The organism is Paenibacillus anseongensis, assembly GCF_009757995.1.
Classification (GTDB): Bacteria; Bacillota; Bacilli; order Paenibacillales; family NBRC-103111; genus Paenibacillus_E; species Paenibacillus_E chondroitinus.
Map to the genome: position 1 here is coordinate 13,530 of NZ_WSEM01000036.1, position 12,199 is coordinate 25,728.

The window sequence follows — 12,199 nt, forward strand, 5'->3', positions numbered from 1 at the left end:
GGGGGGCCAAGAAACCATGAGTACAAAAACAGAAACATTAAAATCTAGAGACATTAGTGGGTTCGTGACCAAATACGCAATCTACATCGTTTTGGTCGTGCTCGTTATTGGGATCGCAATTTATGATCCGCGCTTTTTATCCGTTAGTATTCTACGCGACATTTTGCTGCAGTCATCCACACGTGTCATCATTGCTTTGGGTGCTGCCTTCATCTTGATCACGGGAGGCACCGACCTTTCGACTGGACGGATTGTCGGTTTGACGGCCGTTATCTCGGCATCCATGCTGCAAACGCAGGATTATGGCCGCAGATTTTTCCCGGATCTACCGCACTTGCCGCTGCTTGTTCCAATTATCATTGCGATTGTAGCTGGTCTTTTGGTAGGTCTTATTAATGGAATTATCGTCGCTAAATTGAAGGTTCCACCTTTCATCGCAACACTAGGAACGATGGTTGCCGTATACGGTGCCAACTCCTTATACTTCGATATGAAACCGAATCAGTCCCAGCCTATCGGTGGTTTGAGACCTGATTTTAGTAAACTGGGAACAGGTTCTATTGGCTCTGATGCCACGTACTCATTACCTTATATCGTTATTATTGCTGTTGCTGTAGCGATTATCGTCTGGATCGTGTTCAACAAAACCAAGCTGGGTAAATACATGTACGCAATCGGCGGCAACATTCATGCGGCAGTTGTTTCGGGAATTAACGTTAACCGTTACCTGATTTATATCTACTCCATCGCGGGTGCTTTGTACGGATTGGCTGGGGTGCTGGAAGCAGCAAGAACCGGAGGCGCAACGAACAACTACGGAAACATGTACGAGCTTGATGCGATCGCAGCTTGTGTAGTCGGCGGCGTATCGACATCCGGTGGTATCGGAACGGTTCCCGGCGTACTTGCAGGGGTATTGATTTTCAGCGTAATCAACTACGGTTTGACGTTTATCGGCATCAGCCCTTACTGGCAGCTAATCATTAAAGGTGTTATCATCGTGGCTGCGGTAGCGTTCGATATGCGTAAATACATGAACTCTAAATAATAAAGCAAAAAGGATAGCAGGCTGTCGCGTAAAGGGGCAGCCTGTTATTTTACGAAGACAATTGAAAACGGTTGCTACATAAAAAGGGGGCCCATGTATGCAGGAAAAAAAGATTTCCGCTACGGAAAAAAAGAGGTTTTCAATTTCTTTAAGAGGCAAAATTGTGGGAACCTTCGTTATTGTTTCATTACTTGTTGCGGTGACTAGCGGCTTGTCATACACCTATCTGAATAAAGTTGATCGCTCTTATTCGAAGCTTTTGAACGATCATGTAACGATTCTTCGGCATGTTGCAGAGATTAAGGAGAAGACGCAAATACAGAACAGTCTGCTGCTAGGTTATGTGCTTAATCCAACGAAAGAGAAAGAGAAGTTTTTAACGGAAACGAATGCTGGGCTATCTGATATTATTGGACAAATGAGTGAGTTTGCCAAAAATGAGGACGAGCAGGGCGCGATCCAGTCCATGGCGGATTCTAACCAAACGTTCATGCGTCTGGTTAACAAAGTGGCGGAATACGCGGATAAAGGGAATGTCGATTTGGCTAAAGCCGAAGCGATGCAGTGGGCGATTCCCACGACAGAAACGTTAACGCAGTCTGCAGCGAAGATCGAAGAATTGGAAAGAGCTGTTCAGGAAGTGGATACGGCACGCAATCATGACGTCGTGCAATCGACCGTACGAACGTTGATTTGGGTTAGTGTAGCTGCATTTTTATTTGCGCTGGCGATTGGCCTCTTATTATCCCGGACGATTGTGAATCCGATCCGTTCCATGGTAAGAGCTGCCGAAAGGATTGCGGACTGCGATTTATCGACCGGCAGCATCTACGTGAGCAATAGAGACGAATTAAGGGATTTGGCTATGGCCTTTAATGGCATGAAAGCTAATCTCCACAGCTTAATCAGCCAGGTGGGCAGCAGTGCCCAGCACGTAGCCGCAGCATCTGATGCGCTAAGCAATAATGCTGAACAGGTTAGTGAGTCTTCGGAGCGGATCACTTATACGATTCAGGAGATTTCGACGGGGACGGATGCGCAGGTACGAAGTGTACAGCAAGGCGTTTCCATCATGGAAGAAATGTCCGCGGCTGTTATTCAAATCGTGGGTGTCACGCAATCGGCCAACCAGCAGTCTTCACTCGCCTTGGAAGCTGCTAGTGCTGGTAACACAGCCGTTGAGACGGCGATTACCCAAATGCAAGCCATCTCTCAGAAGATGAAGGTGCTTGTAGAATCTGTTCAGCGGCTCGGGGAGCGTTCTGAGCAAATCGTGCAAGCGAATGCCATCATTGCCGGTATTGCGAGACAAACGAATATGCTCGCATTGAATGCCTCTATTGAGGCTGCGCGGGCAGGGGCGGCCGGCAAAGGCTTTGCGGTCGTCGCCGACGAAGTCCGCAAGCTGGCTCTTCAGACGGGAGCAGCGGCTGAAGAAGTGACTCAGCTTGTTTCGAGTATACAAGAAGAAACAAGCGTGGTTATGAACTCCACCCAGGCGGGAAGCCAAGAGGTGGAGACGGGTCTCGAAGTTGTCGGCGTAGCACAGGCAACGTTCCTGCGCATTAGCGATGCGATGGACGATGTCGCTCGCCAGATTGCGGAAGTGTCCGCCAGCTCGGCCGCTATCTCTGCGAAAACGAGCACAGCCGTTGACGTGATTCGCGGTATTGACGAAGTCGCGGGACAGACCGCTTCCGGTGCGCGCAACGTCTCCTCCAATATCGAGGGGCAGTATGCGAGTATGGAGGAGATCGTCTCCTCGGCCTCCGTGCTGAGCAGCATGGCCGGGGATTTGCAGGGCTTGATTGCTCGATTCCGTGTGTGAGCGGTTTTAAATATACCGCTAGTAGTTAATATAAAACGCTTTTGAAAGTCCTTCTATGGGCTTCCAAGAGCGTTTTTTGTATTCCCCAGCTCGCCTGGTCTGGCTGTGAGCGCATCATTTCTGCCATAGCTGCAGCGTTATTGTTAAGTCTATCAAAATTAAGATTTAGATGATATAATTGGATATATTTTACTTTTTTCAAATTAAAGATGGTTGATGTTCAAAAGAAATAGAAAAAAAGCATGATTAGCGTTAAAGAAGCGACGTGCTGCAGGAGCAGCCAGAAATCAAACAACCAGGGGGTTACATGTTTCCAATCGATAGAAGAAATATAAAAATACATATTAAAGAACCCGAAGCTAAGAAGCTAAAGGGCATGGATAATAACGTTATCAGTGAACAATGGAAGCTTAAGATGTGGAATATTGTAGATAAAGTTCAAGAACTATCCGTTTATAATATGGGACAATGGGTTATCTTCCACGATCGTTGGCTAAAAAATTTAAGCGGTCCTGAGAATCAGAAAAAGTACAAAAATGGTGACATTGTTATGGCTGATTTAGGGGCAGTGAATTTTAAATATGAGCCTCAGTATGAACATCCATGCATTGTGTTAGTTAATGATTTCACTTCAGTATTTGTAGTTCCATGCAGCTCAAAAAAATATGGACAAAACTTTCCAGATATTATCGATGCCACGCCTAAGGATGGTTTTCAACTAAATACAGGTATCCAAATGAATGCAGCGCGTTGGATTAATAAGAATCGAATTACGCAGTCAAATGGTCAAATTACGAATCCCGTTCTTATGAGAACCATTGAAGAGTATATACTTGTACAGTTTCCTACGTACCAACAGCTATTAGTGGACCAAGCCCAGAATGTTGCTCAATTGCAAGTAAGCATTCATGATCTGCAGACTCAAAAAGAGAGTCTAGAAATCGAAATTTCACGTGCTGCTGCAGCATTAGAGATTTACAAGGGTATCCTTGAAGCGGCAAAAGGTCATCCAGAACTTTTAAGCTCTTTAGGGGAAGTTGCAGCATCAAATGGTTTAAAAGTAGACTTTGAAAAACTGCCATAAAATTAATAGATTTAAATAAGAGTTAAATTAAGTTAAGTTAAATTAAGTTAAGTTTTGCTTGATATATTACGATATAATATGGTATATTTTGTGTACGGAATTTGTTCGCAGTAATGCGATATCACGGATGAAAGAAGGCTGCTGTGTATACGGGGCCTTTTTTGCTTTATATGGACTTATATTATATAGCATGCTACTTTAGGTTTAGGGAAAACAGTTGGATAAGATCTAACTGTTTTTTTTTTTTGAATTTCCCAACGCTAATATGGATGATGCTTGGCCACGTTCACCTCCCCTGACGCTCCAGATATTTTTTCCATGTTGTTCCCGATCTTCTTCGACGGCTTTACCCAATTCCAATGTGTGTTCGTAAGGCGTTTGCTTCAAAAAAATAGATAAGACTGTCGAGACTTTCTCGACAGCCTGAAAAACTCCATCAAATGAAAATTGCTATGGCGATCGATTATGGAACTAGTGTCTAATCTCGCACTTCAACGATCAACTCAATCTCCACCGGCGTGTGAAACGGCAGATCGCTTGTGCCGATGGCGGATCGGGCATGTTTACCTTTTTCGCCGAACACATCGACTAACAAATCGGACGCGCCGTTGATGACATAGGGCTGGTCTCCGAAACCCGGTGCGCTATTGACGAAAGCGAGCATCTTCACGATTTTAACGACCCGGTCCAAATCTCCGAGATATCCCTTCATAACTGCTAAGCAGTTAATGATGGTTTGGCGTGCTGCCGCTTGTCCTTGCTCAATTGTCACTTCACGGCCAAGCTTGCCCTCATACATCAATTCTCCGTTAATCCGGCAGTCTTGACCGGACAAATAGATGAGATTCCCTGTTTGATTGCAAGGAATGTAGGTAAAACGCGGTTCAGGGGATGGAGGGAGTGTAATCCCTAATTCTTGCAGGCGCTGTTCAATGTTCGACATGCGATTGACCTCCAGTTTTTATGTGTATTAAGCTCACTCCAGCATTCCTCGAGCAAGCACAGGCGTACGAGTGTAAGTATGGCCATGCTGCATCATCACATGATTATGTAAGTTGACGGTGCTGCAAATATGATTGGGGATAATGCGCAGCTTATCGCCAATTTGCAGGTTGGCCGCTTGGGCTAGCGGTCCTAGCTCAATCATGCCGTGTTCTTCTGTTAAGCGGGCTAGCGTCGCATCCGCAAGCCCCAGGATGTGCCCAAAGCCCTTCAGCTGCAAGGGCTCGGTGCCCGGCTGAATGTCGGTGGCGAAGGTTTTGCTGCCGCCGTCGACAATTGCGAGGTCAGCCGAGGGGCGGCTAACGACGGTGACGAGCACGCTGCCCGCGCAGTCCTCCAAGCTGCAGACACCTAGCCGTGCCTGCATCCTGTCGTGGAACACGTAGGTGCCCGGGCGCACCTCGGTCACGCCTTCAACCGCCGCGGCATACGCTGCGGTTGGCGTTGAACCCACGCTGACATCCGTGATCGCGATGCCTTGCGTTCTGAGGTGCTCGGCGAGCTGCACCATCAACGCGCCTTCTTCCTTACCGGCTGCAGCCACGTCAAGCGTCGGCTTGCTGGCAAGCAGGGAGCCGCGGAAGGTGTAGATGCCGGTCAGCCGCAAGTGCGGCATGGCGCTAATTTCAGCCGCCAGAGCAGCGGCTTGTTCGTACAAAACGCCGGTACGGCGCAGACCTGTGTCAATTTCCAGCCGGACTTGCAAAGAGTGCCCATGGCGGCTGGCGATGTGCTCCAATTGCTGAGCGCCCGCCAAGCTATCGACACCAACAATGAGCTCGATCTGCTCGCTCAGACGAATGGCGCGTTCGATCTTGCTGGCGGTCACAAGCGGGTAAGCGACAAAAATGTTGCTAATGCCGTGCGCGGCCATGACTTCTGCTTCCGCTATTTTCGCCACCGTGATACCGACAGCCCCAGCTTCGATCTGCTTCAGCGCGATAGCGGGGATCTTATGCGTCTTCGCATGAGGACGCAGGTTCACTTGATGGATACGGGCCACATCAGCCATGGTCTCAATGTTGCGATCCATCCGAACAGCATCGATGAGGAGACTCGGGGTTTCTATTGCTTCTAATCCTTCTAATTTTTCCAACGTTTCCAATGTTTTAGTTGTTTCCAATGATTCCATCAAACATCACTCCCTTTTCGCTGCACTTTTACTTTCTTCCAAGTAGCTGTAGAGGGTATACTTTGAAATATTCAGATAGGCGCAAATCGTTTCGCAACCTTTTGGGTATACGTCGAGCCGGGTTTGTGCCAATTCGCTTGGTTTTGCTTTCTTGTCTTGAGAAAAATGGTAACATAAAAATTTCTAATATCAAACAAAAAGTTTGGTTACCTAAAGAAAAGTAAGATTTGCAAACGCTGCACATGCTACTATGTAAAAGTAAAAAGGAAGGAGGGGCGCCCATGAGACGCTGGTTTGCCAAGTCCCTGAAACGCAAACTGTCATTAATCATTTTACTCGCAGTCGTGTTGCCGCTGCTTTCCATGGGGACCGTTTCCTATCGCATTGCCACTTCAGTGACGGAAGATAAAGCGAAGCAGGCCGGAATGAACACCCTGAAACAAATAACGGATAAGCTGGATTTCGTTATTCAAGACGTAGAGAATATGTCGATTTTTCTTATTGGCCAGAAAGATATTCAAACCTACTTAAGCAACACAGAAGGGGACGTAAACAGCTATTCGCTGATCGTCGGAACTTTATGGAACTTATCCTATTCCAAAAAATACATTTCCAACATTACGATTACGCCGAAAAACGGCAATCCAGTACTATATACAACGACGATTACGAATTCGGGACTCAATCCGCTTTTACAACAGTATGAATCCGTTTACAAATCCACTTCCAAATGGTGGTCGCCGCTTTATGTGAACCAAACAACGGACGGTCCCAAGAGGGTGATTACACTCGTCAGACCGATTCGCGATGTCAGCACGTTTCGAACGATCGGAACGCTCGCTTTTTCCCTTGATCAAGCGGAGATTGAGCATTATTTGACGGATGCGGGTTGGGAAAGCAGCGGTTTTGTCATGCTGACTGACCAATACAACCAAATTATTGCTGGAGGCGAACCAGGCTGGTTGGCTCGGAAGGTCGGAGATGTATTTCCGAACTTGGACAAGCTGGGTGAAACCAATGGCGTGCTTAACGTGCCTAGAGGCGAATTGCCGCACACGGTTTTGTATAACTCTATGCCTCGCTTAGGCTGGAAGCTGGTCGGGTTCATCCCGACAGAAATCTACCAGAAACAAAATGGTTACGTGCTTACCGTAACCGCTGTGACGATTGTTATTGCGCTCATGCTTGCAATGGGGTTAGTGCTTTATTTCTTGCAATGGGTGACTAAACCGTTAACTAGGTTAACCAAATCGTTGAAAGATTTGAATCCGGATGAGGCGATCCCGACCTATGAGGTGAAAAGCGCCGACGAAGTCGGGCTGCTGGTCCACAGCTATAATAAGCTGAGCGAGCGGATCGGCCGGCTGAAGGATCAAGTCCAGCAGAATGAAGCAAAGAAGAAGGAAGCAGACATTATGGCCCTTCAGGCGCAGATTAATCCGCATTTTTTGTACAATACACTTTCTTCGATCCACTGGATTGCTCTGATGAATAAAGATCGTCAAATTGCCGAAATGATTGGGGCGCTTAGTGATTTCTTGCGTTTTAGCCTAAATAAGGGTGAGGAGTTCTGTTCGGTTCAGCAGGAAATCTCACATGCCCAGAATTATGCCTATATCCAGGCCATGCGTTTTCCCGATCAGTTCGAGATTGAGTTTTTTATTGTTCCAGAAATGCTGCAAACGACGATGCTGAAGCTGCTGCTGCAGCCGTTGATTGAGAACAGTCTTATTCATGGTATTCAGAAAAAGAAAGCCAAAGGGCATGTCTACGTCCATGGGGAACTGCGTGATAATCAGATGAAATTTGTCGTAGAAGATACGGGAATCGGCATGGACGAAGCGAAGCTGCGCGACATTCACGGTCAGCTGGTTGCGGCTAACCAACAATTGGGAATGCTAACCGAAGTCGCGAAGGAAGCGAAGCTGCCGGTGACCTCTTATGGACTTATTAATGTGCACAGGCGATTGCTGCTGCATTATGGCCTTGGGTCGGGCCTTGTTGTGGAAAGCACGTTAGGTATGGGAACTCGGATATCATTTTCAATTCCGCTTGGGACGGGGGAGCTGACGACATGAGAATTTTGATTGTAGACGATGAAGTGATAATAAGAACCGGTCTTTGTACGGTGATCGATTGGAAAGAGCTCGGGCTTGAACTGCTGCCTGCAGCATCTTCGGGGGAAGAGGCGTTAGAGCGGATTGCGGAAGAAAAACCTCACATCGTGCTGACGGATATCCGCATGCCGGGGATCGACGGGATTCAGCTGGCCCGTGAAATCAAAGCGCAATTACCGGATACCGAGATCGTGATCCTGACGGGGTATGATGATTTCTCCTATGCCCAACAGGCGCTCCGTGAAGGAGTGACCGATTATTTGCTGAAGACAAGCCGCCCGGAAGAAATTATTAAAGCTGCATTGAAAGCGAAGCAGAACGTCATGGATAAATGGGAAACGATGAAGCAGGAGAATCTCCAGCAGGCTGCGCTGCGCAATCAGTTGTTGGATCGAGCGCTAAAACGGGGCTTGCACGATGATGCGGAAGCAAGGGAGCAGCTGCGTGTCTGGTTCCACAGAAACGGCGTAGACGTTCATCCGGAATCCGGTTCGGCCGCGGCGATGCAAGTGATGCTCGTTTCCGTATCGGGATGGGAAGCGGGGCTTACGGAGCTGCTGCAAGGTGCAGCGCAGAATATCCTCTTCGAGCTGCTTCCGTGCGTAACGCTTATGAACAAGGAGCACTTGCTGCTTGTTGTCCGTTATGAAGAAAGCGGCGGCACGGAGCAAGCGGGGCTTAAGGGTGCGCTGAAGCGGGTAACAGAAACGCTGAAATGCACGGTATTTGCGGCGCTCGGAACCGTCGCTCGGGATTACGATAGCCTGAAAGATTCCTACCTGGCTGCCAAAGAGGTGTTTGCGTACCAAGGACTGCTCGGTTCGCAGGGTCTTTTCACATTGGCGGATATTCGGGAGCGAAGCGGTGGGCGTACTGTACTTACCGAGAAGGAGGAAGCTGAGCTTGCGGCTATTCTCATGAGCGGCAATGCGACGGACCTGCGGCATTGGGTGAACCAGCGGGTGCGAGCGTTGATGGAAGACGCCTTTGCTACGCCGATGACGGTGCAGGGTTATCTGCAATCGATGATTATCGCAGGCCACCGCTGGCTGGAGCGGGCGAATTCATCGGAGGCTTCGCTTAGCAAACTCCCCTCCTATGAAGGGGAAGGGCGCCCGGAAGAGGAGATTTTTAAGATCCTTACAGCGATTATGAATCTGTTCCACCAAGGGTTGGATCAGAATAAGTATGCTTATGTGTACAAGTCAATCGCCTATATCCGCGACAATTTGCATCAGCCGATTTCATTGCAGCAGGTTGCGGGTTTTGTTCATATCAATCCGAATCATTTTAGCGAAGTATTTAAACGGGAGACCGGATGCACCTATATTGAGTTCGTCACACAGGAGAGGATGAAGCGCGCGGTAGATCTGCTGCAAAGTACACAAACCAAAGTCAGCGATATTGCCAGAAGAGTGGGATACGAGGACATCAAGTATTTTACGCAGCAATTTAAAAAGCATACCGGGCAAACGCCATCCGAATATCGACAGGGTTCGACTGGAGTCGACAAAATCTAAAGACTGAAAAATGTCCCCCCTTGCGCCGAAGTCTCTCCCGTACCGTCTCCTACAGATGTCCCCTATACTAAAGTTGTAACAAGAGAGCTACAGATTAGTTTTTACGAAACTTTTAGGGGGTCCAACGAATGAAGAAGTCATTTATCGTTACATTGGCGGCCACAATGTCATTAGCGCTGTTAGCGGGTTGCGGTGCTGGTGGCACAACAGATACAGCCAAAAATAGCGCAGCACCTAAGTCGACAGAAGCAGCAGCTAAGTCTGGTGAAAAAGTTAAACTATCGATTTGGCACAACTATACAGGTGAAGATCTTCGCGCCAAATTGATGCGTGAATATATGGAAAAGTTCAAGAAAGACCACCCGAACGTGGAGTTGGATATTCAGGGGATTCCACCCGATGGCTACCGTCCGCGTCTTAAAACGGTTGCTGCAGCAAATGAAATGCCGGATCTATTTGTCATGTGGCCTGGTGTTATGACGAAGGAATTCGTCGGTGGCGACTTGATTCAACCGATCAACGAGCTGCTTGATAGCAAAACCGAATGGAAAAATGGCTTCATGCCAGGATCATTCGATGATTTCTCAATCAGCGGCAAAACGTATGCTGCGCCAATGGCCTTGTCCCCAACGTCGATCCTTTACTACAACAAAGAAATCTTTAATAAATATAATGTTCAGCCGCCAAAAACTTGGGATGATCTCATGAAGTTGGTGGACACGTTCAAAAAGAACAACGTAACGCCAATCGCACTCGGTAACAAAGCGGCGTGGGTAGCACAATCCAGTATCCTAAGCTCGCTGGCTGACCGCGTGACAGGAACGGAATGGTTCTTGAAAGCGGTAGATCAGAACGGAGCGAAGTTCACGGATCCGGAATTCGTGCAATCGCTAACGTATCTCCAGCAGCTTGGTAAAGCAGGCGCGTTCCAAGATGGTTTCAACTCCATCGATAATACACAAATGGAACAAATGTTTGCACAAGGTAAAGCCGCTATGATGATCGACGGCGGTTGGGCGCTTCCGAACCTGGCAGCGAATACATCCAAAGAGGCTTTGGCTAACATGGCTGTAACGGTTCTGCCATCTGTTCCTAACGGTAAAGGGGATCCAAACTCACTCTCCGGTGTAGTAGGTACAGGTCTTGGAATGAGCAAGAAAGTTACCGGCGCACAAAAAGCAGCAGCTTACGAGTTGATCTACGCATTGTCTGGTCCAGAAGCGCAGAAAGCTATTTTGGAAAGCAATCAGCTTGTGTCCTACAAAGTAGATTTGGATACGACAAAAGTATCCTCCTTGTTCGCAGAAGTGTACAAAATGATGAATACGGTTAAGAAAACTCCTGTATACGACGGCAAGCTTAGCTCCGCTAGCGCTGATGTTGTGAACAATGGTCTTCAAGAGCTCCTCATGGGCGGCAAGCCGGAGGATATCGCCAAGAAAATTCAAGATGCTCAGGCGAAAGCCGTCGGCAAATAACGTATGGCCATAGGACTCCAGCCAGGTTCGGCTGGAGCCCTTTTTTCAAAAAAAAGTTAGCAAGGGGGGAAATGAAGTCATGACCGTATCCGCAAGAATCAGAGGATTCATAACTATAGGGCTTCTTCCAGCCTTAGTGCTCTATCTGTTTTTTGTTATCGTACCGATTTTCTGGTCAGCTTACTATGGCTTTTTCGACTGGAAAGGGATCGGAGCGGCTAAATTTATCGGATTAGACAACTATGTAGAAGTGCTCCAAGATCCAATTTTCTGGAAGTCGTTCAAAAACAATATGCTTATCGTTGCAGCGTCCGTGTTCGGTCAAGTGCCGATTGCTTTGATTTTAGCGCTTTTGCTTATGAAGAGTACGTTTTTCCAACGTGTCATTCGTGCTTCCGTTTTTATGCCTATGGTGCTCTCCTCGGTTGTTGTCGGGATCATCTGGGGTTACATTTATCACCCGCAAATCGGTATTTTGAACTTCTTGCTCGATGGCGTCGGCCTGGACGGCTGGAAGAAAGCTTGGCTCTCCGATCCGAAAGTATCGATGTACGCACTCATGGTGCCGATCATCTGGAATTATATTGGACCTTATATGATTATGTTTATTGCCGCTTTACAAAATATTTCGCCAGAAATTGAAGATGCGGCTCAGCTTGATGGGGTGGGACCGGTTCGCAAATTGTTTGCCGTCACGCTGCCCATGATCTGGGATACCGTCAAAGTTGCTGTCGTCCTGTGTATCTCGGGAAGTTTGAAGGCATTCGACCTTATCTACGTCATGACAGGCGGGGGTCCGGCGCATTCAACCGAACTGCTGGCTTCCTACATGTATAACAGCACCTTCAATGTGTATCGTTTCGGCTTCGGAAGCGCGATTTCCACAGCCATTATTATTCTTAGCTTGATTTTGATTGTAGGCAGTCAACGTTTGATGAAACGGGATTATCGTTAAAATAAAGGAAGAGAGTTCTCTCAGGAGGGACATCT

Annotated in this window: 9 protein-coding genes; 7 read left to right on the top strand and 2 right to left on the bottom strand. The window is 47.7% G+C overall.

Annotation, left to right across the window (positions count from 1 at the left end; all coding sequences use genetic code 11):
- Positions 1-16 precede the first annotated feature (16 nt).
- From mglC to GON05_RS34165, 3 genes are all read left to right on the top strand, one after another.
- A complete protein-coding gene (gene mglC / locus GON05_RS34155; protein ID WP_127458210.1) occupies positions 17-1,048 on the top strand; it encodes a galactose/methyl galactoside ABC transporter permease MglC in 1,032 nt (343 codons plus the stop codon).
- A 97-nt stretch (positions 1,049-1,145) separates the two neighbouring features.
- Positions 1,146-2,876, top strand: coding sequence for a methyl-accepting chemotaxis protein (locus GON05_RS34160; protein ID WP_157325963.1), 1,731 nt, complete (start codon positions 1,146-1,148; stop codon positions 2,874-2,876).
- A gap of 307 nt (positions 2,877-3,183) precedes the next feature.
- Positions 3,184-3,960: a type II toxin-antitoxin system PemK/MazF family toxin gene (locus GON05_RS34165; RefSeq protein WP_157325966.1), complete on the top strand. Its 777-nt coding sequence runs from the start codon at positions 3,184-3,186 to the stop codon at positions 3,958-3,960.
- 478 nt (positions 3,961-4,438) lie between these two features.
- Here GON05_RS34165 and GON05_RS34170 read toward each other — a convergent pair whose 3' ends face one another.
- Positions 4,439-4,903: a RidA family protein gene (locus GON05_RS34170; RefSeq protein ID WP_157325968.1), complete on the bottom strand. Its 465-nt coding sequence runs from the start codon at positions 4,901-4,903 to the stop codon at positions 4,439-4,441.
- A gap of 33 nt (positions 4,904-4,936) precedes the next feature.
- Positions 4,937-6,094 (bottom strand): alanine racemase, encoded by a 1,158-nt coding sequence (locus tag GON05_RS34175; protein WP_157325970.1) that lies wholly within the window; start codon positions 6,092-6,094, stop codon positions 4,937-4,939.
- A gap of 281 nt (positions 6,095-6,375) precedes the next feature.
- On the opposite strand from GON05_RS34175, the gene GON05_RS34185 reads away from it, so the two are divergent.
- The 4 genes from GON05_RS34185 to GON05_RS34200 all read left to right on the top strand — a co-directional run bounded on the left by GON05_RS34185 (position 6,376) and on the right by GON05_RS34200 (position 12,164).
- Positions 6,376-8,172: a cache domain-containing sensor histidine kinase gene (locus GON05_RS34185; RefSeq protein WP_157325972.1), complete on the top strand. Its 1,797-nt coding sequence runs from the start codon at positions 6,376-6,378 to the stop codon at positions 8,170-8,172.
- The gene (locus GON05_RS34190; RefSeq protein WP_157325974.1) at positions 8,169-9,731 is read left to right on the top strand and encodes a response regulator; all 1,563 of its coding nucleotides are present in this window, start codon (positions 8,169-8,171) and stop codon (positions 9,729-9,731) included. Before GON05_RS34185 ends, GON05_RS34190 begins: the two co-directional genes overlap by 4 nt.
- Before the next feature lie 128 nt (positions 9,732-9,859).
- A complete protein-coding gene (locus GON05_RS34195) occupies positions 9,860-11,209 on the top strand; it encodes an extracellular solute-binding protein (RefSeq protein ID WP_157325976.1) in 1,350 nt (449 codons plus the stop codon).
- 79 nt (positions 11,210-11,288) lie between these two features.
- Positions 11,289-12,164: a carbohydrate ABC transporter permease gene (locus GON05_RS34200; protein ID WP_157325978.1), complete on the top strand. Its 876-nt coding sequence runs from the start codon at positions 11,289-11,291 to the stop codon at positions 12,162-12,164.
- Positions 12,165-12,199: the final 35 nt, after the last annotated feature.